At 30.6% G+C, this 21331-nt stretch carries 26 protein-coding genes; 25 read left to right on the top strand and 1 reads right to left on the bottom strand.

Annotated elements, in window-relative coordinates:
• Position 1: 1 nt before the first annotated feature.
• The 12 genes from CLPU_RS02820 (at position 2) to prfA (ending at position 10904) form a co-directional block, all read left to right on the top strand.
• Positions 2 to 763 (top strand): energy-coupling factor transporter transmembrane component T, encoded by a 762-nt coding sequence (locus CLPU_RS02820; protein WP_200898455.1) that lies wholly within the window; start codon positions 2 to 4, stop codon positions 761 to 763.
• The gene (locus CLPU_RS02815; RefSeq protein WP_050354124.1) at positions 751 to 1617 is read left to right on the top strand and encodes an energy-coupling factor ABC transporter ATP-binding protein; all 867 of its coding nucleotides are present in this window, start codon (positions 751 to 753) and stop codon (positions 1615 to 1617) included. Before CLPU_RS02820 ends, CLPU_RS02815 begins: the two co-directional genes overlap by 13 nt.
• On the top strand, positions 1614 to 2450 hold the full coding sequence (locus CLPU_RS02810; RefSeq protein WP_050354123.1) for an energy-coupling factor ABC transporter ATP-binding protein: 837 nt from the start codon (positions 1614 to 1616) through the stop codon (positions 2448 to 2450). The genes CLPU_RS02815 and CLPU_RS02810 overlap by 4 nt, the downstream gene beginning before the upstream one ends.
• Positions 2443 to 3357 carry a ribokinase gene (gene rbsK, locus CLPU_RS02805; protein WP_050354122.1) on the top strand — a complete coding sequence of 305 codons (915 nt, stop codon included), beginning with the start codon at positions 2443 to 2445 and terminating at the stop codon, positions 3355 to 3357. The genes CLPU_RS02810 and rbsK overlap by 8 nt, the downstream gene beginning before the upstream one ends.
• Before the next feature lie 288 nt (positions 3358 to 3645).
• A complete protein-coding gene (glpX, locus tag CLPU_RS02800) occupies positions 3646 to 4617 on the top strand; it encodes a class II fructose-bisphosphatase (RefSeq protein WP_050354121.1) in 972 nt (323 codons plus the stop codon).
• 253 nt (positions 4618 to 4870) lie between these two features.
• Positions 4871 to 6334 (top strand): transcription termination factor Rho, encoded by a 1464-nt coding sequence (gene rho, locus CLPU_RS02795; protein ID WP_050354120.1) that lies wholly within the window; start codon positions 4871 to 4873, stop codon positions 6332 to 6334.
• Positions 6335 to 6540: 206 nt separating this feature from the next.
• Positions 6541 to 6741 (top strand): 50S ribosomal protein L31, encoded by a 201-nt coding sequence (rpmE, locus tag CLPU_RS02790; protein ID WP_050354119.1) that lies wholly within the window; start codon positions 6541 to 6543, stop codon positions 6739 to 6741.
• Positions 6742 to 6828: 87 nt separating this feature from the next.
• Complete coding sequence (locus tag CLPU_RS17590) at positions 6829 to 7794, top strand: DUF1385 domain-containing protein (RefSeq protein ID WP_235436089.1); 966 nt, start codon at positions 6829 to 6831, stop codon at positions 7792 to 7794.
• Positions 7788 to 8675, top strand: a complete 888-nt coding sequence (gene prmC / locus CLPU_RS17585; protein WP_050354117.1) for a peptide chain release factor N(5)-glutamine methyltransferase — start codon at positions 7788 to 7790, stop codon at positions 8673 to 8675. Before CLPU_RS17590 ends, prmC begins: the two co-directional genes overlap by 7 nt.
• A 23-nt stretch (positions 8676 to 8698) precedes the next feature.
• Positions 8699 to 9241, top strand: a complete 543-nt coding sequence (locus CLPU_RS02775; protein ID WP_050354116.1) for a chromate transporter — start codon at positions 8699 to 8701, stop codon at positions 9239 to 9241.
• Positions 9241 to 9756, top strand: coding sequence for a chromate transporter (locus CLPU_RS02770; protein ID WP_200898454.1), 516 nt, complete (start codon positions 9241 to 9243; stop codon positions 9754 to 9756). The genes CLPU_RS02775 and CLPU_RS02770 overlap by 1 nt, the downstream gene beginning before the upstream one ends.
• 77 nt (positions 9757 to 9833) lie before the next feature.
• Positions 9834 to 10904 carry a peptide chain release factor 1 gene (gene prfA / locus CLPU_RS02765; protein ID WP_050354114.1) on the top strand — a complete coding sequence of 357 codons (1071 nt, stop codon included), beginning with the start codon at positions 9834 to 9836 and terminating at the stop codon, positions 10902 to 10904.
• Between the two features lie 22 nt (positions 10905 to 10926).
• Here prfA and CLPU_RS02760 read toward each other — a convergent pair whose 3' ends face one another.
• Complete coding sequence (locus tag CLPU_RS02760) at positions 10927 to 11670, bottom strand: ZIP family metal transporter (RefSeq protein WP_050354113.1); 744 nt, start codon at positions 11668 to 11670, stop codon at positions 10927 to 10929.
• Positions 11671 to 11912: 242 nt separating this feature from the next.
• On the opposite strand from CLPU_RS02760, the gene CLPU_RS02755 reads away from it, so the two are divergent.
• From CLPU_RS02755 to CLPU_RS02695, 13 genes are all read left to right on the top strand, one after another.
• On the top strand, positions 11913 to 12974 hold the full coding sequence (locus CLPU_RS02755; protein WP_200898463.1) for an L-threonylcarbamoyladenylate synthase: 1062 nt from the start codon (positions 11913 to 11915) through the stop codon (positions 12972 to 12974).
• Positions 12975 to 12985: 11 nt separating this feature from the next.
• Positions 12986 to 13438, top strand: coding sequence for a low molecular weight protein arginine phosphatase (locus CLPU_RS02750; protein WP_082154037.1), 453 nt, complete (start codon positions 12986 to 12988; stop codon positions 13436 to 13438).
• Between the two features lie 14 nt (positions 13439 to 13452).
• On the top strand, positions 13453 to 13902 hold the full coding sequence (gene rpiB / locus CLPU_RS02745) for a ribose 5-phosphate isomerase B (RefSeq protein WP_050354111.1): 450 nt from the start codon (positions 13453 to 13455) through the stop codon (positions 13900 to 13902).
• A 51-nt stretch (positions 13903 to 13953) separates the two neighbouring features.
• Entirely contained in the window at positions 13954 to 14583 is a 630-nt protein-coding gene (gene upp, locus CLPU_RS02740) for a uracil phosphoribosyltransferase (protein WP_050354110.1), read from the top strand.
• Between the two features lie 559 nt (positions 14584 to 15142).
• The gene (locus CLPU_RS02735) at positions 15143 to 15592 is read left to right on the top strand and encodes a deoxycytidylate deaminase (protein WP_050354109.1); all 450 of its coding nucleotides are present in this window, start codon (positions 15143 to 15145) and stop codon (positions 15590 to 15592) included.
• Between the two features lie 204 nt (positions 15593 to 15796).
• Positions 15797 to 16843: a glycosyltransferase family 4 protein gene (locus CLPU_RS02730; protein WP_050354108.1), complete on the top strand. Its 1047-nt coding sequence runs from the start codon at positions 15797 to 15799 to the stop codon at positions 16841 to 16843.
• Between the two features lie 27 nt (positions 16844 to 16870).
• Positions 16871 to 17980, top strand: coding sequence for a non-hydrolyzing UDP-N-acetylglucosamine 2-epimerase (wecB, locus tag CLPU_RS02725; RefSeq protein WP_050354225.1), 1110 nt, complete (start codon positions 16871 to 16873; stop codon positions 17978 to 17980).
• Positions 17981 to 18285: 305 nt separating this feature from the next.
• Entirely contained in the window at positions 18286 to 18525 is a 240-nt protein-coding gene (locus CLPU_RS02720; protein WP_050354224.1) for an AtpZ/AtpI family protein, read from the top strand.
• A 4-nt stretch (positions 18526 to 18529) separates the two neighbouring features.
• Entirely contained in the window at positions 18530 to 18934 is a 405-nt protein-coding gene (locus CLPU_RS02715) for an ATP synthase subunit I (RefSeq protein ID WP_050354107.1), read from the top strand.
• Positions 18935 to 19131: 197 nt separating this feature from the next.
• A complete protein-coding gene (atpB, locus tag CLPU_RS02710) occupies positions 19132 to 19818 on the top strand; it encodes a F0F1 ATP synthase subunit A (RefSeq protein ID WP_050354106.1) in 687 nt (228 codons plus the stop codon).
• Between the two features lie 88 nt (positions 19819 to 19906).
• Positions 19907 to 20176, top strand: coding sequence for an ATP synthase F0 subunit C (gene atpE / locus CLPU_RS02705; protein ID WP_050354105.1), 270 nt, complete (start codon positions 19907 to 19909; stop codon positions 20174 to 20176).
• A 100-nt stretch (positions 20177 to 20276) separates the two neighbouring features.
• A complete protein-coding gene (locus CLPU_RS02700) occupies positions 20277 to 20789 on the top strand; it encodes a F0F1 ATP synthase subunit B (protein ID WP_050354104.1) in 513 nt (170 codons plus the stop codon).
• On the top strand, positions 20777 to 21328 hold the full coding sequence (locus CLPU_RS02695; protein ID WP_050354103.1) for a F0F1 ATP synthase subunit delta: 552 nt from the start codon (positions 20777 to 20779) through the stop codon (positions 21326 to 21328). Before CLPU_RS02700 ends, CLPU_RS02695 begins: the two co-directional genes overlap by 13 nt.
• The last annotated feature ends 3 nt before the right edge of the window (positions 21329 to 21331 follow it).

Raw genomic sequence — 21331 nt, 5'->3', positions numbered from 1 at the left:
AGTGTTGGATAAAGAACAGAACTTTATACTTGGTTTATATCCTACAACTAAGCTATTATTTACCCTATTAATGATAGTTTCAGTATTTTTAATACCAGGTTATGTATACGCCTACAGTACTATTATTATATATTGTATAATAGCTGGAATGGCAGGCAAACTAAATGAATATATAAAGCTTATATTTAAAACAATGTTAATACTTGTAATTGTAATCTTTGCTATGCAAGCATTCTTCTACCCAGGAACAGATGTTATTTGGCAATGGAAGTTTTTATCTATAAAAAAAGAAGGAATAATGTATGGATTAAGTTTAACATCAAAAATAGTAGCGTTTGCTGGAAGTTTAATGTTATTCTTCAGAATAACTGATATTAAAGATTTTGTTATATCACTAGAAAAAATGGGACTTCCACCAACAGCTGCTTATGTAGTTCTTTCAACGTTACAAATAATTCCAGAAATGAAAAAAAGATCAGAAGTTATTATGAATGCACAAAAAACACGTGGAGTAGAAATAGAGGGTGGAGTGTTAACAAGAGCTAAGGCATTTATACCTACTTTAGGACCACTAGTACTTTCAGCTATAGCTGGTACAGAAGAGAGAGCTATTACATTAGAGTCTAGAGCATTCTCAGCACCTGTTGAAAAGACAAGACTTTATGAGCCAAAGGACAGCAAAGTTGATAGGATTTTAAGAAGAGTAATTTTATTAGTATTAATAATTCTGATAGTTGGGAGAATGATACAATGGATATTATAGAAATAAAGGATTTAACGTACAGATACCCTATTGCTGATAAAGATGCTCTTAAAGATGTTAACCTTAAAGTAAAAAAAGGCGAGTTTTGTGCCATAATTGGTCGTAATGGTGGAGGAAAAACAACTCTATGTAATGTTATAAGGGGGTTTGTACCTCACTTTCATAAAGGTGATTTAAAGGGAGAAGTATTTATTGATGGAAAAAATATAAGTGAATATTCCATTGGAGAACTAGCTATGAAAGTAGGATTTGTGTTTCAAAATCCCTTTACTCAAGTAAGTGGAGTAAAAGAAACTGTATTTGATGAAATAGCATATGGACTTGAAAATTTAGGAGTACATCCTGATGAAATAAGAACTAGAGTAGAAAAAGTAATAGAATTAATAAATATAGGACACCTTAGAGATAAAAACCCAACAGAGCTTTCAGGTGGTCAACGTCAAAGAGTGGCACTAGCTTCTATAATTGTGATGGAACCAGATATCCTTGTAATAGATGAACCTACTTCTCAATTAGATCCTCAAGGAACAGAAGAAGTATTTGAAATAATAAAACTTATGAAAAATGAAGGCAAAACAATAATTTTAGTAGAACATAAGATAGAATTAATAGCTGAATATGCAGATCATGTTATTTTAATGGATGAAGGTAAAATAGTATTAGATGGAAGTACAAAAGAGATATTATCAAATGAAGAAGTTATGGAACTTGGAACAACTTTACCTCAGTATGCTCTTTTAGGACTTGAAATGAGAAAAAGAGGAATAGAAATAAAAGATATTCCTATTACAGAAAGTCAGACAGAGGCACAACTTAAGAAACTTTTGGGCATAAAGGAGGATAAGAGATCATGAGCTATGTAATATTGAAAGATATAGTGTTTGCTTATCCAAATGGATATGTAGCAGTGGAAAATGTATCAATGGAAATTGGAAAAGGTGAAAGTGTAGCTATAATAGGGCAAAATGGAGCAGGAAAAACAACAACAGTAAAGCTCATGAATGGACTTACTAAGCCTACAAAGGGAGACGTAATAATAGATGGATGGAATACTAAAGATTATACAACTGCTCAGATGTCAAAGAAAGTAGGATATGTCTTCCAAAATCCTGATGATCAGATATTTCACAATGATGTATATAGTGAAATAGAATTTGGGCCTAGAAATCTTAAGTTATCTGAAGAAGAAATCAAAAAAAATGTAGATTATGCAATAGAGGTTACTGAAATACAAGACTTTTTAAAAGATAATCCATACAATTTACCTTTTTCTATGAGAAAATTTGTTACAATAGCTTCTGTAATAGCTATGAATACAGATGTAATAATATTAGATGAGCCTACAGCAGGGCAAGATATGGTAGGTATGGAGATGTTAGCAAGGTTAATAAAAAGTCTTAAAGAAAAAGGTAAAACAGTTATAACTATAACGCATGACATGGAGTTTGTTGTAAGAAACTTTGATAGAGTAATAGTCATGGCTCATAAAAATGTTATAGATGATGATGATAAGAGAAATATATTTTGGAAACACGATATATTAGAAGAAGCCGGACTTAAACAACCTTATATAAGTCAATTAAGCAAAAACTTAGGAATAAATGAAAAAATACTTGATATAAACGACTTTATCAATTATATTGAAGAGAAACACATAGATAAAGGGTCAGGTGGAAGAAATGAATAAAGTAACAATTTTAGGAAGTTTGAATATGGATCTAGTAGTTGCAGTGAAAAACATACCAGTAGTAGGGGAAACTGTTCTTGCAACAAATTTTAATAAGATTCCTGGAGGAAAAGGTGCAAATCAAGCTGTGGCAAGTGCAAGATTAGGTGCAAAAGTAAGTATGATTGGTAAAGTAGGCGATGATGAGCATGGAACAATACTTTTAGAAAACTTAAAAAAAGATCATATAGATTATAGTTATGTTTTCAAAGATGAAGTAAATCCTACAGGAACTGCAGTTATAAGTGTAGATAGCAAAGGTAATAACTCAATAATAGTAATATCTGGTTCAAATATGGAATTAAATATTGATGAAGTAAGAAAGTATAAGAGTGTAATAGAAGAATCTGATGTAATCATTTCTCAATTTGAAGTGCCAATGGATGCTATTATAGAAGGATTTAAAATAGCTAAAGAAAATGGAGTTATTACACTTTTAAATCCTGCACCAGCAAAAGAGATATCAGACGAACTTATGAAACTTACTGATATAATTGTTCCTAATGAAACTGAGGCATTCTCCATAACAGGAGTAAATATAGATTCAGTAGAAAGTGCCAAACTAGCTGGTATTAAGTTATTAGAAAAAGGTGTAAAACACGTTATAATCACATTAGGAGAAAAGGGCGCTGTACTTGTTTCTAATGATGGCTGTGAAATTATACCTGCGCTTAAAGTTGATGCAATTGACACAACTGCTGCAGGAGATTCATTTATAGGAGCATTATCAACTAAGCTTAGAAAAGAAGATAGCTTAACACATGACTTACTAAAAGAAGCAATACCATTTGCAAATAAAGTATCTTCTATAGTAGTAACTAGAGAAGGAGCTCAACCTTCAATTCCTTACTTGAATGAAGTGGAATAGAATATTTAATTATATATTATTATCTTTAACCATTATAAATGTTTTGAGATATGATAAATGAGCAGTATTCTATACTGCTCATTTAGTTTTTGATAAAATATAAAAAACTTATTATGATTTTTTATCAAAAAATTATAAATTTTGTATCTGTTCTTATGATTTTCTATTATGTATAATATTTATATAATTTAGGATAGTTTATACTACTTATTTTTTCGTTATAATTTTGACATTTTATCTTAAAATAATATATACTATCATATATAGATATATGTGGGAGGTCAAAAGATGGATAGAAATCTTGCGTTGAATATAGTTAGAGTAACAGAAGCAGCTGCCTTATCATCAGCAAAGTTCCTAGGTAGAGGTGATAAGAATGCAGCAGATCAAGCTGCAGTGGACGGAATGAGAAAAATGTTTGATACATTAAACATTGACGGAGTAGTAGTAATAGGAGAAGGTGAAATGGACGAAGCTCCTATGCTTTATATAGGGGAACAAATAGGACAAGGAAATGAATCAAGTCCGAAAGTTGATATAGCGGTAGACCCTGTAGATGGAACTACTGCAGTGGCGAAAGGACTGTCAAATGCTATAGCAGTAGTTGCAATAGCTCCTAGAGGATGTCTATTACATGCTCCAGATATGTATATGGATAAAATAGCAGTAGGACCAAAAGCAAAAGGTGTTATAAATATAGAAGCTTCAGTAGAGGACAATCTTAAAGCCGTTGCAAAGGCACTTAACAAGGATATATCAGAGTTAACTGTAAATATTTTAGATAGAGAAAGACATGAAGAGCTTATAACACAAGTTAGAAATGTAGGAGCAAGAATAAAGCTATTTAGTGATGGAGACGTTGCAGCAGCAATAGCTACTTGTTTTGATCATTCAGGTGTAGACGTACTTATGGGAATTGGTGGAGCACCTGAAGGAGTTATAGCAGCAGCAGCACTTAAGTGTATGGGCGGAGAATTCCAAGGAAGATTAGTACCTTATAATGAAGAAGAAAAAGCAAGATGTACAAAAATGGGTATAGAAGATACTAATTGTGTGTTAAGTATGGAAGACTTAGTTAAAGGAAACGAAATATACTTTGCAGCTACAGGAATTTCTGATGGGGACCTTTTAAAAGGAGTAGTATATTACGAGAATAATATGGCAAAAACTTATTCTATGGTAACTAGAGCTGAAACAGGAACAGTAAGATTTGTAGAAGCTATCCATAAGTTAGACGAAAAACCGGAGTATGCATATTAATTCGTAGTAACTTTTTTATTATAATACCAAGAAAATTAATTTTCTTGGTATTATAATATATTTAAATAGTGGAATGGCTTTTATATATAATCAAAAAATGTCTATAATCTTGTCTATAAATGATAGAATATATCCTATTGACTATATTTATACAAAATGATACTATTTGTATAGTTAAGCCCATCGAATCTATTTCCCTTAGAGATTATCCCTAAATAAAAATAAATAAAAGGTGTTTTTTGGAGGTGGAGATTTGGACCAAAGTGAACTTCAAAGTAAAAAACTAGAAGAGTTGAGAACTATTGCAAAAGATATGGGGATAAAAAGTTGTACAAAATACAAGAAAAACGAGCTTATTGATTTGATATTAGAAAATAAACAAGCTGAAAACACTGAAAATAAAAATGATATCAAAATAAAAAATGGCCCAGTAAAAGAAATGAGGTCAGAATTTATTCAAAAATATAGAAATAATGAAGTAGCTAGTAAAAATAACGAAAAAATTAATACATCGAAAGTAAATGATAAGGCAGAAAATAGAGATAGACAACAATCTATGAAAATAGATGATCAAGTTTATAATTTATCAGATAAGATCACAGAAGATGTCAATGTTGCAGAAGGTATTCTAGAGATCGTAGATGGATACGGTTTCCTACGTTGTGAAAATTATCTGTCTGGAAGTGAAGATATTTATGTTTCACCATCACAAGTTAGAAGATTTAACTTGAGAACAGGAGATAAGATATATGGTATAACTAGACCACCGAAATCAGGTGAAAAATATAAAGCTTTGTTATATGTGAAGAAAGTTAATGGAGAAGATCCTGAAACTGCTGTAAGAAGACCTGATTTTGACTCTCTTACTCCAATATATCCAGAAGAAAAAATAACTTTGGAAACGAAGAAACATGAGCTATCTACAAGAGTTATAGATCTAATAGCTCCTATAGGTAAGGGACAAAGGGGTATGATAGTAGCACCTCCTAAAGCTGGTAAAACAACTCTACTTAAGAGTATTGCAAATAGTATAGCTGAGAATCATCCTGATATAGAAATAATAATTCTTTTAATAGATGAAAGACCAGAGGAAGTTACAGATATGCAGCGATCAGTAAAAGGAGATGTTGTATACTCAACTTTTGATGAGTTACCAAAACATCACGCTAAAGTAGCAGAGATAGTTTTAGAAAGGGCAAAAAGACTAGTAGAACATGGAAAAGATGTTGTTGTACTGCTAGATAGTATAACAAGACTTGCAAGGGCATACAATCTTACTATACCACCAACTGGTAGAACATTGTCAGGAGGACTTGATCCAGGAGCTCTTCACAAACCAAAGAGATTCTTTGGAGCTGCAAGAAATATAGAGGGTGGAGGAAGTCTTACTATATTAGCTACAGCACTTGTAGAGACAGGTAGTAGAATGGATGATGTAATATTTGAAGAATTTAAAGGAACGGGAAATATGGAGATACACTTAGACAGAAAGTTATCTGAGAAGAGAATTTTCCCTGCTATAGATATTCATAAGTCAGGTACTAGAAAAGAAGATTTACTACTTACTAAAGAAGAACTTGAGGTAACTTGGTTCATAAGAAGAGCTTTAAGTAATTCACAAGTTTCAGAAGTAACTGAAAATTTCATAGATAAACTTGTTAATACATCTAGCAATCAAGAATTTCTACAAGTAGTAAGTAAAAAATCTAATAACTAGTGTAAGTTTATAAAGTAACAGCTAATTCATATGTTTCCTATATTAATCTTAACTTCCAATTTATACAAGCTGAAATGTTGGAATTGTTAGTGATGGGATAAATATTAAATTCTTGAAAAAAATTTAAGCATATGATATACTATATTAGTTGAAAACTAGACGAATATTTTAATATAAAGAGAGTACTTGAGAAAGAGGTGAAATCGATGAAAAAAGAGATACATCCAGATTATAAAAAATCTACAGTACGTTGTGCATGTGGAAATACATTTGAAACTGGTTCAGTTAAAGAAGAGTTAAGAGTAGAAATCTGTTCAGAATGTCATCCATTCTTTACAGGACGTCAAAAATTCGTTGATGCAGGTGGACGTGTTGACAAATTTAACAAAAAGTATGGAATTAAGTAGTTTTTATTTAAACTAGAGAAATAGGCTAGATGCTAAGTTGCTTCTAGTCTTTATTTTTATTCTAAATGGTATTTGGAGGAGATGCGTTTGCCAAACATAAAGGATATTGAAAGAAAACCTAAACATATGACTAAAATAGGTGGACAAGCTCTTATAGAGGGAGTAATGATGAGAGGACCCAGAGATATATCTATTGCAGTTAGAAAGCCAGATGGAGAAATAGAACTAAAAGTTGACCCTATTGATAATATGACTACAAGAAATAAATTTTTTAAACTACCTTTTGTAAGAGGTGTAGTAGCACTTATAGAATCTATGGTTGTAGGAACTAAAGCACTTATGTATTCAGCAGAGTTCTACGAAACAGAGGAAGAGAAGAATAAGGAACCTGGTAGATTTGAAAAATTTATACAAAAAATATTTAAAGATAAAGCAGAGGATATTGCTATATATATTACAGTACTTGTATCTATAGCTATTTCTATAGGGTTATTTATGTTAGCACCTACCTTCTTAACTAACTTTATAAAAAGCAAAGTTAATAATTCTATTTATCTTAATCTTATAGAAGGGGTCATTAGAGTAACTATATTTCTAATATATCTATTGGGAGTATCAAAGCTTGAAGATATACAAAGAGTGTTTCAATATCACGGGGCTGAACACAAGACTATACACTGTTATGAATACGAAGAAGAACTTACGGTAGAAAATGTAAAAAAACATCCTATACTTCACCCAAGATGCGGAACAAGTTTCTTATTCATGGTTATGATTATAAGTATATTAGTATTTTCATTCTTTGGATGGCCGAATCCACTACAAAGATTTATTTTAAGAATAATACTATTGCCTGTTATAGCTGGAATATCATATGAAATAAATAAGATTATAGGAAGAAGTAATGGTAAATTTGCATATATAGTTTCTTATCCAGGTCTTATGCTTCAAAAAATGGCAACTACAAAAGAACCTGATGACTCTCAGATAGAAGTAGCAATAGAGGCCTTAAAGGGAGTAATAGTAGCAGACAAGGAGGAAGATCGTTGGTAGGAGAATTTACAATAAATACATTACTTCAAAAGGGTATAGATATATTAGGTGAAGGGGATTATTTTAATCCCCTTCTTGATGCGCAACTTTTATTATGCCATGTTCTAAATGTTGATAAATTATATATTTATACACATAAAAATGATAAAATAGATGTAGAATATGTGGATAAGTTTCTAAATCTTATAGAAAAAAGAAAAGAAAGATATCCATTACAATATATATTAGGTAAACAAGAATTTATGGGGTTAGATTTCTATGTTGAAGAAGGAGTTCTTATTCCAAGACCAGATACGGAAATTTTAATAGAGAAAGTTATAGAAATTGTGAATGAGGGATATTTTAAAGAAAAAGAGGTTATTAATATTATAGATATAGGCACAGGAAGTGGCGCTATATCACTTAGTTTAGTTCATTATATTAAAAATGCATTTGTTTATTCTGTGGATATAAGTGATATACCTATAAAAGTTGCTAGTATAAATGCAGAGAGACTGGGACTTACTGACAAGATTAAATTTTTAAAAGGAGATCTATTTTTTCCTTTAAAAGACTTAGGATTATATAATAAAATAGATATTATAGTTTCAAATCCTCCATATATACCATCAAGGGAAATATCTGGACTTCAAAAAGAAGTTTCTGAGTTTGAGCCTAGATTGGCACTTGATGGTGGAGAAGATGGGCTATATTTTTATAGAAAAATAACTGATGATAGTTTAGATTACTTGTCAAATGATGGAATACTTGCATATGAAATAGGTCATGATCAAGGAAAAGAAGTAGAAAAACTTTTAAGTGAAAAAGATATTTTTAAATGTACTGAAATTGTAAAAGACCTTGCTGGACATGATAGGGTAGTTATAGGATATAAGAAGTAGTCTGGCTTAAGGGAGGCAAACAAATGAAACTTTTTAGAATGTTTATAACCTTTTTCAAGATAGGAATTTTTACTATTGGAGGAGGTTATGCTATGCTTCCACTTATTCAGAAAGAGGTTGTTGAAGAGAATAAGTGGCTTACTAATGAAGAATTTCTAGATGCTCTTGCAATATCTCAGTCCTCACCTGGAGCAGTATCCATTAACTGTTCTATATTTATAGGATATAGAGTAAACGGTATAATAGGTGCTATAGTTTGTACGTTAGGAACATCTTTACCTTCCTTAATTTCTATTTTAGCAGTTTCAATATTTTTATTTAAATATAGAAAATTGGAAATTATAAATAAAGTATTTTTAGGAATAAGACCAGCTGTATTTGCAATGATAGCTGCTTCTGTTTATACTTTGGGAAAATCATTAAAACTAGGAAGGGAAGGGAAAATATTAGGAGTTGCAGGATTTATAGCACTAGTTGTATTTAATATAAATCCTATAATAGTCTTAATATTAGGTGCAATAAGTTCTATAGTGTATTATAGGACTAAGGTAAAGGGGGAGGAATAATGCTTTTAAAATTATTTATATCTTTTTTCAAAGTGGGTGCATTTAGCTTTGGAGGAGGATATGCTATGCTCCCTTTCATACAACAAGAAGTTATAGAAGCTAATAAATGGTTAACTCATAGTGACTTTTTAGATATGCTTGCTATAGCACAAATTACTCCTGGGCCAGTATCTATAAATGTAGCTACATTTGTAGGACACAAATTATCAGGAATATTAGGATCTATAGTAGCAACTACAGCAGTTATACTTCCATCCTTTATTGTAGTTCTTTTAATTTCGTTTTTCTTTGAAAAATTTCAAGAATCCAAAACAGTTCAAAATATGTTTAAAGGACTAAGACCAGTTGTTTTAGGACTCATAGCGTCTGCTGCTATTGATATAGGTAAAGAAACGATTATAGACATAAAAAGTATTGGAATAGCTATTTTAATATTTTGTTTAATAAGCTTTAAGAGATTTAATATGATATTAGCATTATTATTAGCAGGAATACTAGGAGTTATTATGTATTAGCTAAAAATATATCTATCAAGAAAATGTAAATAATGTTATAATATAAATTTGTATTATGGTATATGCGAGGTGATTGTATGTTAGATAAATTAGAATTTATAGATAAAAGATACGTAGAATTAAGTGAAAAAATAAGTGACCCAGATGTTATTGGAAATATAACAGAATGGCAAAAATATGTTAAAGAACATTCGGATTTAGAACCTGTAGTTATGAAATATAGAGAGTACAAGAAGACTAACGAACAATTAGAAGAAGCTAAAGAAATGTTGAAAGAAAAGTTAGATGAAGAATTTAAAAGTATGGTAAAACTTGAGATTGATGAGACAACAGAGAAATGTGAAAAATTAATAGAAGAACTAAAAATACTTTTAATACCTAAAGATCCTAATGATGAGAGAAACGTTATAGTAGAAATACGTGCAGGTGCCGGTGGAGATGAAGCTGGTATATTTGCAGGGGACTTATTTAGAATGTATACAAGATATGCAGAGAGACAAAGATGGAAAGTTGAACTTATGAGTTCTAGTGATCAAGGTGTTGGTGGAGTTAAAGAGGTTGTATTTTTAATAAAAGGTAAAGGCGCATATAGTAGACTTAAATATGAAAGTGGAGTTCATAGAGTTCAAAGAGTTCCAGCTACAGAATCAAGTGGTAGAATTCATACATCTACAGCTACAGTAGCAGTTCTTCCAGAAGTAGATGATATAGATATTGATATCAAGCCAAATGAAGTGAGAGTTGACGTATATCGTTCATCAGGTAATGGTGGGCAAAGTGTTAATACAACTGACTCGGCAGTTAGACTAACACATATTCCTACAGGAATAGTTGTAGCTTGTCAAGATGAAAAGTCTCAGTTAAAAAACAAAGAAAAAGCATTTAAAATTCTTAAAGCTAGAATCTATGACCAAATGATAGAAGCTCAAAATGCAGAAATAGCTGAGGCGAGAAAGAGTCAAGTAGGAACAGGAGATAGAAGTGCTAAAATAAGAACATATAACTTCCCACAAGGAAGAATAACAGATCATAGAATAAATATGACAGTTTATAAATTAGAAGCTTTCTTAGACGGAGATATAAATGAAATGCTTGATGCACTTATAACTACTGATCAAGCAGAAAAACTGAAACAAGTTGAAGAATAAAATTAACAAAATTAAAAATCATTTAGATTGAATTACTGATAAATATGCCTAAAGCAAAACCTATACCGATACCTATAGTAGAAGCTCTTCCTTTGTGAAGAGCTTTAGCATTAGGTATAAGCTCACCACATGTAATATAAAGCATAGCTCCACCTGCAATAGCAAGACAGAGTGCTATAAATACGTCAGATATGCTTCCTAAAAGACCACCTATCATAGCCCCAAATCCTGTGGGTATACCAGTAAGTAGTGTCAAAAAGAATATTTTGAAATTTGACATACCGCTCATTTTTAATGGAAGTGCCATAGCAATACCTTCAGGCAGGTCATGCAATGCAATTATAAGAGCCATTGTCATTCCAAGTTGAGGAGTTAGCATAAATCCAGAACCAATAGCCAATCCTTCAGGAAAGTTATGTAAAGCTATTCCTACCCCTATAAGAGCACCAGTCTTAAGAAAATTTCCTTTATTAGTACTTTTAAAACTATTAGCATTACAAGATAATACTTTACTTTCTACTATAAACATCATTGCAACACCTAATAATACACCTAATATTTCAATCCATAGTCCTCCTATGCTTAGAGCCTCAGGCAACAGATCAAAAGCAACTACTGCTAACATTAACCCGCTAGTCATTCCTAATAGCATTCCTAAAAATCTATTGTTTGGTCTAACAAGCTTTATAGCCAAATATCCACCTAAACCCGTTCCTACAATTCCAACTAGAGAACCTATTACGGTAGTAAAAATAATACTTTCCATATAAACACCTCTTTTTAGTCATTTCGTCCTATAACATAGATATTCTAAAATGTATTGAAAAATTCATTATAATCCAATCCTTGACCGAGAAAATATATTAATATAATATATATCTAGACTATTGACTATAGTCTAAGAATATATTTTTATGAATATTTTATATATTTTGAACCTAATTAGTTTAAACTCATGAGATATATAGCAAAATACATATATAACTTTATGGTAAAGAAGGGACTATGATGAATAACAAAGTTACAAAGATAATAGAATTAAATAATGGACATATTGAAGAAAAGGCGATAAAGGAAGCTGGAGAGGTTATAAAAAATGGAGGATTAGTAGCCTTCCCTACAGAAACAGTATATGGATTAGGAGCTAATGCATTAGATGAAGATGCTGTAGGTAAAATATTTGAAGCTAAAGGAAGACCTCAAGATAATCCTTTAATAGTTCATATAGGAGATATAAGTCAAATATATGAACTAGTAGAAGAAGTACCAGAAAAAGCATTAATGTTAATGGAAAAATTTTGGCCCGGCCCATTGACCCTTTTATTCAACAAAAATGAAAAAGTACCTCTTAAAACTACAGGAGGATTACAGTCAGTAGCTATAAGAATGCCCAAAAATGAAATAGCTATAAAGCTTATAAATGAATCAAAAGTTCCTATAGCTGCACCTAGTGCTAATCTCTCAGGAAAACCAAGTCCTACAAATGCATCTCATGTTATAGAAGATTTATTAGGGAAAATTGATATAATTATAGATGGAGGAACTACAGGAGTTGGTGTAGAGTCTACTGTACTTGATATATCAACGGATATTCCTACTATATTAAGACCTGGTGGAGTAACGCTTGAAAATTTGCTTACTGTTTTCCCAAAAGTAGAATATGATCCTGCCTTAGAAAGTAAGGATAAAGACCTAGTACCAAAGTCTCCAGGACAAAAATATAAACACTATTCTCCAAAAGCAAATATGAAAATAGTTTATGGAACAATTGAAGATATGTCAAAAAAAATAAATGAGCTAAAAGATTATTACACATTAGAAGGCATGAAGGTTGGAATACTTGCAACATCTCAGACCAAAGAAAAATATGATCTAGATAATACGTTAGTATTAGGAGATAGAGAAAATCTAGAATCTATAGCTTCAAATTTATTTGATATGCTAAGAAAATTTGACAAGCTAGAAGTAGATATAATACTTTCAGAAGGTTTTGAGGAAAAAGGCATAGGAAAAGCTATAATGAATAGAATGAAAAAGGCAGCTGGAGGAGATATAATTTACTTAGACTAGGAGGTGTACAATTGAAAAAAATACTTTTTGTATGTACAGGAAATACCTGCCGTAGTAGTATGGCTGAAGGACTTTTTAAAGATATGTTGAAAAAAGCTAAAAAAGAAAATAATATAGAAGTTTTATCAGCTGGAATTTTTGCACTTCCAAATCAGCCAGCATCAGAACAAGCCATAATAGTTATGAGAGATGAAAATATAGATATATCTAAACATAGATCAAAGCAACTTACTAGTGAAATGATAAATGATGTAGATTATATATTTGCAATGACAAGAGGTCATAAACAAGCTATATTACAGGTTGATCCTAGCTCAGATAAAAAAATATTTACACTTAAGGAATATATTGGAGAGAGTGGAGATATAGCTGATCCTTATGGACAATCTGTTAATGTATATAAAGAAAGCTTAAATGAAATAAAAAATGCACTTCAAAAAGTGCTAGAAAAACTGGATATATAAATGGAGGTTTAACTATGAAAATAGGTCTAGGTAGTGATCATGGAGGATATGATCTAAAAGAAAAAATTAAAAGTTTCTTAGAAGAAAAAGGAATAGAATATGTAGATTTTGGAACGAATTCTACTGAATCAGTTGATTATCCTGATTTTGGGAAAAAGGTAGCGGAAGCAGTTGTAAAAGGAGATTGTGATAGAGGTATAGTATGTTGCGGAACAGGAATAGGTATTTCTATAGCTGCAAATAAAGTTAGAGGAATAAGATGTGCATTATGTGGAGACACTTATTCAGCAAAGATGTCAAGAGAACACAATAATGCTAATATGTTATCATTAGGTGCAAGGGTTGTAGGTATAGATTTGGCACTAGAAATAGTAAATGCTTGGATTAATGCAGAATTTCAAGGTGAAAGACATGAAAGAAGAGTAAATAAAATTGGAGACATAGAAAAAACATATATGTTATAATAAAAAATTGAGATAGACTAAAGAAGATAATATGAGAGGAGATTAAAAAGTATGGGAAAAGTTATAGTTATGGATCATCCCCTAATAAAACATAAGTTAACTTACGTTAGAGATATAAACACAGGAGCGAAAGAGTTTAGAGAGCTTGTAAAAGAAGTGGCTATGCTTATGGCTTATGAAGTAACAAGAGAGTTACCACTTGAAGAAATTGAAATAGAGACTCCACTTACGAGAGCAAAATCTGAAGTTATATCAGGTAAAAAGCTAGGAATAGTACCTATACTAAGAGCCGGATTAGGAATGGTAGAAGGTATGCTAAACCTCCTTCCAACTGTTAAAGTAGGACATATAGGACTTTATAGAGACCCTGAAACATTACAACCTGTGGAATACTATTGTAAACTTCCAACAGACTTACAAGAAAGAGATCTTATAGTTCTTGACCCAATGTTAGCTACAGGTGGTTCAGCCAAAGCAGCAATAACATTCCTAAAGGAAAGAGGAGCTACTAATATAAAGCTAATGTGCTTAATAGCTGCACCAGAAGGAGTAAAGGTAGTTCATGATGAACATCCAGATGTAGACATATATCTAGGAGGACTTGATGAAAAACTTAATGATCACGGATATATACTTCCTGGACTAGGAGATGCAGGGGATAGATTATTTGGAACAAAATAAATAACTCATATTATTTAGTAAATTAAATACTGTTAAAGTATAAAAGGTTAGCATGAAAAAGATTAATAAGAATATTACACATTGATGTAATATTCTTATTAATCTTTTTGTGTTATTTTATTATATAGATAAACATGGACAAAAATTAAATTAATAGAAAAAATATACTAAGTAAAAATGTGAAATATTGTAATGGAGATATAGAAGGCTAATTTTTAAATGTAACTTTATAGAACAATAAATTATCAAAAAATAAGTATATTGGACTATGAAATTTTTTACAATGAGAAGTCTTTAGTCTTAGGACTAGTAGTATATTTATATTAGCTAATATCCCGATATAAATACTAATTATTAAAAAGATGTTAATAAAATAGTTAATTTATAAATAGTAAGACACTATATTTATGATAAGATTTAATAATAAAAGGTTTTAACTTTACTATCTACTTTTTGTTAACATCTTTACAAAAAATATTTAAAAAGATGCTAAATTAAGATAAAATTAGATAAATGGAAAGTTTTTTAACATTTATATATTTTTTACTGGGAGGAAAATATGAGACCAACTTGGGATGAATACTTTATGGAAATAGTTCATGTTGTAAAAAAAAGATCAACCTGTTTAAGAAGACAGGTAGGAGCTGTCATTGTAAAAGAAAATAGAATACTTTCTACAGGATATAATGGAGCTCCTACAGGAATAAGACATAGTTCAGAGACTGGATGTTTAAGGGACAAGCTAAAAGTTCCTTCAGGTCAGAGGCATGAATTATGTAGAGGACTTCATGCAGAGCAAAATGCAATAGTTCATGCAGCAAAGTGTGGTGTAAATATAGATGGATCAACTATATATGTTACTACTCAACCATGTATAGTTTGTACAAAGATGATAATAAATGCTGGAATTACTAAAGTAATATATGAAGAAGACTATCCAGATGAAATGGCAAAAGAATTTTTAGAAGAAGCTGGAATACAATTGGTGAAATTTAACTGGAAAAAATAAACTTATATAATTTGTCATAAAGTTTTAACTAAAGGTTGAAACGACAGTAAAAAAGACAAATGTAAAAGAAGTTAATAAATTTACACTAATTGACTAAAACTAGTATATGAAGTAAAATCTTTTGGAGAGAAATTGTAACAGAAAACGTGTGAAAAACTTATGATATAGTTTGTTTGCCCAAACTAACAAAGAGGGAGTGTTAATATGTCAAAATACTATATAGCTTTTTTCTTACCACTTATTCTATCTTTTTCATTTACTCCATTAGCTAAGAAAATTGCTTATAAAGTAGGAGCGATAGATGTTCCCAAAGATGAAAGAAGGGTTCATAAGGTTCCTATTCCAAGACTTGGTGGAATAGCCATATATCTGGCTACTATCATTTCAATGATAGCTCTACTAAATCTTGATAGATCGGTTATTTCTATACTTATCGGAGGAAGTATAATAGCAATTACTGGTATTGTAGATGATATAAAGCCTATGTCTGCAAAGCTAAAGCTTGTTTTACAAGTGGTAGCAGCAGCTGTACTTATACTGGGAGATGTAAAAATAGAAGCGATTACAAATCCTTTCGACAAACAGCATGGTCTTTTACATTTAGGATCATTTGCTATTCCTATAACTATATTTTGGGTTGTAGGTATAACTAATACATTAAATTTAATAGATGGACTAGATGGACTCTCAGCAGGAGTTAGTGCTATTGCAGCATTATCTTTTTTATTTATAACTTATGGAAGTGTAACTGGAGAAGCTAGTATTATTATAATGTCAGCAATAATAGCAGGAGCTGCATTTGGATTTTTACCTTTTAATTTTAATCCTGCCAAAATATTTATGGGTGATACAGGAGCGCTATTTTTAGGGTATATGCTTTCTGTTATAGCTATTGAAGGAGCTATGAAGAGTGTTGCTACTATAGCTATAGTAACTCCTATACTTGCATTGGGACTACCTATATTTGATACTACATTCGCAATATTAAGAAGACTTATAGATAAAAAACCTATTATGGAAGCAGATAGAGGACATTTACATCATAGATTATTAGATAAAGGATTAAGTCAAAGACAAACTGTACTGGTATTATATATTATAAGTGTTATACTTGGAGCATCAGCTATAGTTATAGCTAAAGTTAATCCAGGAAGTGGTATATTAATAATATCATTCTTAGCTGTATTAGCAATTATTTCTATGACTAGATTTGGAATAGTGAATAGTAGGAAGAATCATAGAAGTAAATAAGATAAAGGGGAGTAATCAATGAGAAAGATAAAAGTGTTAACAGTATTTGGGACTAGGCCCGAAGCTATAAAAATGGCACCTGTTGTAAAAAGGCTTAATGAAAATGAAAATATAGAACATAAGTTATGTGTTACTGCTCAACATAGGGAAATGTTAGACCAAGTACTAGATGTATTTAAAATATCGCCAGACTATGATCTTAATATATTTAAATCAGGACAAACATTATCAGATATCACTACAAAATCACTTCAAGGGCTCGAAAATGTAATAAAGGATTTTAAACCAGATATCCTATTAGTTCAAGGTGATACAACTACAGTATTTGCAGGAGCATTAGCTGGTTTCTATAATGGTGTAAAGATCGGACATATAGAAGCGGGACTAAGAAGTGGAGATCTATATTCTCCTTATCCTGAAGAAGCAAATAGAAAACTTACAGGAATATTAACTAGTTTTCATTTTGCACCTACAGAACAAAGTAGGGAGAACTTAATAAAAGAAGGATATGATGATAGAAAAATATATATTACGGGAAACACTGCTATAGATGCTCTTTTAGAAGTTGTGACAGATGATTATAAGTTTGAAAATGAACTTTTAAATAATCTTGATTATGATGGTAAGAAAATTATATTAGTAACTTCTCATAGAAGAGAAAATATAGGAAAACCTATGGAAAATATATTTAGTGCAATAAAGGAAATAGTTGAAAAAAATAGTGATGTTGAAGTTGTATTTCCTATTCATCTCAATCCTAAGGTTAGAGAAATAGCTAATAATATATTAAAAGGAAATGACAGAATACATTTAATAGACCCACTTGATTATCTTCCTTTTGCTAATCTGCAAAAAAGATGTTATTTTATAGTTACTGATTCTGGAGGTATACAAGAAGAAGCACCTACGCTTGGAAAGCCTGTTTTAGTTGTAAGAAAAGAAACGGAAAGACCAGAAGGTATAGAGGCAGGAACAGCTAAGCTTTTAGGTCTAGAAAAAGAAAATATATTTAAGGAAATAGACCTACTTATAAATGATAAGGATGAATACAACAAAATGGCAAATGCGGTAAATCCTTATGGAGATGGTACAGCCGCCCAAAAGATAGTGAATATTATTGTTGAAAGCTCAAAATAATTAAATTTTACTGACATAGACTATAATTAAACATAATAAAATTATACTTTTAGTGATACAATACTCATGAAGGATTAATACAATAATAATAAAATATTTAAAAAAGTAGATAGATTAAATCTTATCTACTTTTTTTATAAAAAGATTACAAATTAAATGTACAAAGATATGAAAAACATCTATAATTTTAGTATAATATATTAAATAAAAACATGAAGTTTTTCAATATAATCCAATATAATAAATTTTAATTAATTCTAACAGTCAAATCTATAACAAATATAGTCTTGCAAAAAAAAATAGGAGTGATAAAATTGAAAATAAATAACAAGTCGAAGATACTCGAAAATGTAGCTCTTATTTCTCAAATAGGTATATCCATGATTGTTCCCATATTAGGAGGAGTACTACTAGGAAAGTTTATAGATGATAAACTAGGAATAAATCTAGTATTTTTGACTATATTTACTGTTTTTGGTATAGCGACATCTTTTCATACCTTATTCAAGTTAGCTGGCAAAGATATAAGAAAGAAAAGGAAGTGATATATTGGGCTTAGGAAAAAATTACTGTGAAACTATAACTAAAAGAAGTGTTATAGTTATGCTTATAGGTACAGGTCTTATACTTTTATTATTTAAAGATCCAAAGTCTTATATATATGGCCTAATATTTGGTGGTAGTATAAATATTTTAAACTTTAGATTAATGTCAATAAGTGTAAGAAAATCAGTCAATATGTCACAGAATTCAGCTAAAAGGCATACCATTAATAATTACATGATTAGATATCTAATATATGGATTAGTACTCACAATAGCTGCTTTAGCAGATTATATTAATTTATATACAACGATCATGTCAATGTTCATTGTAAAAATAGTCATCATTTCAGATTCTTTTTATGACATTTTAGCAGGAAAAATTAGAAAAAGGGAGAATAATGATATTTAATGTTATATAAGTATGACGTTGATGAAAAAAAGAGAAAACGTTGTCAATTGACACAAATTAAATAATGATTTATTATGGACATACTTTTATATTTTTTTGTAGTAAGTAATTACTAATAGCTTCTAGTTATTGGTAATGATTTATAAATTTTCTAAAAGTTGAAGTAATATTTAATAATTAGGAAAGGAGGTTGAAGCATGGGTATTAAATTCATGGCTTTTGGAAGAGAATTATTTATTCATGACACAGTAATAAATTCTTGGATCATAGTAATAGCTCTTTCAATATTCGCATTAGTTGTGAATAGTAAAGTCAAAAAAGCTAAAGTTGATGAAAAACCAAAAGGTTTGTTGAATGTAGTTGAAATATTTGTCGGATTAGTTCAGTCTTTAGTTAAGAGTACTATGGGAACAGGTCCAACTAGAGATAGACTTATGCCTTATATAGGTACTTTACTACTATATATTGCATGTGCTAACTTATCAGGCCTACTAGGAGTATCACCACCTACGTCAGACTACAATGTAACTTTAGCATTAGCTATAATTACATTTACTCTTACTCAATACTATGGAATTAAGACTAATGGTATAGGAGGATATATAAAAGGGTATTTTGATCCAAATCCAGTGATGTTACCACTTAATATAGTAGGTGAGTTATCAAATCCTATTTCTCTATCATTCCGTTTATTTGGAAATATTTTAAGTGGGGGTATCATAATGAGCTTAGTATATGAAGCTCTAAGATATATATCACCTCTTATTACACCAGCACTCCATGCTTACTTCGATATTTTCTCAGGACTTGTACAAACATTTATATTTGCAATGTTAACTATGGTATTTGTTGGAGGCAACTTACCAGATGAAGAAGGCATTTAAAAATCATAATTTTTATTAAACTTAGTTAAGAAAAGAACTATATAGTTCTAATAAATTAAAATTTTAATTTTTGAGGGAGGAAATAATAATGATTCAAGGAATTTCAAACGAAGCTTTCATATTAGGATGTTCTGCAATAGGTGCAGGTTTAGCACTAATGGCAGGTATAGGACCTGGAATAGGACAGGGATATGCTGCTGGTAAAGCTGCAGAAGCTGTTGGTAGACAACCAGAAGCTCAAGGGGATATTATCAAAACAATGATCCTTGGTCAAGCAGTTGCAGAGTCAACAGGTATATATGGACTAGTTGTAGGTATCATATTATTATTCGTAAGACCACTATTAGGAGCTTTATAGAATTTAAATATATAGGGGGGTGGGTGAATCCTACCCATCTCTTATTTGTATAAAGGACTTTATCTCCATAATGTATATATAGGGAAGGAGGATAATAATAGTGGATATTCAAGTAAATATATTACCTGATATGCTGAACTTTGGTTTGCAACTTGCTGCTACACTAGTTTTGTTTTTAGTTTTAAGACATTTTCTGTTTGATCCTGTAAAAAAACATTTAGAGGCTAGAGGAGAAAATATTCAAAAAGATTTAGACGAGGCTAAGGCTGAAAGAGAACAAGCTATTAGTCTTAAAAAAGAATATGAACTTAATATAGAGAATGCTAAAAGCGAAGGAAGAGATATAGTAGAGGCAGCTAAGAAAAGAGGAGATCAGCTAAGAGATGAAATAATTCTAGAAGCTAGAAAAGAAGCTGAAAATATGGCGGCTAAGGCTAAAAATGATATTCAAAGAGAAAAAGAAAAAGCTCTTGATGATTTAAAATCAGAGGTAGCCACTATAGCTATGTTAGCAGCTTCAAAAGTAGTAGAAAAGAATTTAGATAATAATGCCCACAAAGACATGATAAATAAGTTTATCGATGAGGTAGGGGAAGTAAAATGGCAAAATTAATAGCTAAGAGATATGCCGAAGCACTCTTTGAAGTTGGGTTTGAGTTAGATAAATTAGAACAATTTAAAGATGAAATAAAGTCGATATCAAGTGTTTTTGAAAGTGAACCTAAATTGAATAATATTTTTACTCATCCTAGACTTTCAAAAAGTGAAAAGAAGGATATATTAAGTTCTTTATTCCAAGGTAAAGTTTCTAATGAGGTTTTAAATCTTTGCTATATAACAGTAGATAAAGGAAGAGAACGATATCTTAAGGATATAAGTGAAGAGTACAAAAAAATTTCCAATATAGCACAAGGTATAGTTGAAGCAAAGGCTATCACGGCTATACCTATGGATGATAAAGAAGTTATTACTCTACAGAACAAACTATCTAGTCAACTAGGTAAGAAAGTTATTCTTTCAAATATTGTTGATAAAAGCATAGTAGGTGGAGTACTTGTCAAATTAGGAAATAAGGTTATTGATGGAAGTATCAAAGGTAGATTAGAACAAATCCAAAGAGACCTTAACAATATAAGAGTAACTCAAGAATAGAGG

Source organism: Gottschalkia purinilytica (genome assembly GCF_001190785.1).
Classification (GTDB): Bacteria; Bacillota; Clostridia; order Tissierellales; family Gottschalkiaceae; genus Gottschalkia_A; species Gottschalkia_A purinilytica.
This window is presented reverse-complemented; position numbering and strand designations above follow the sequence as displayed.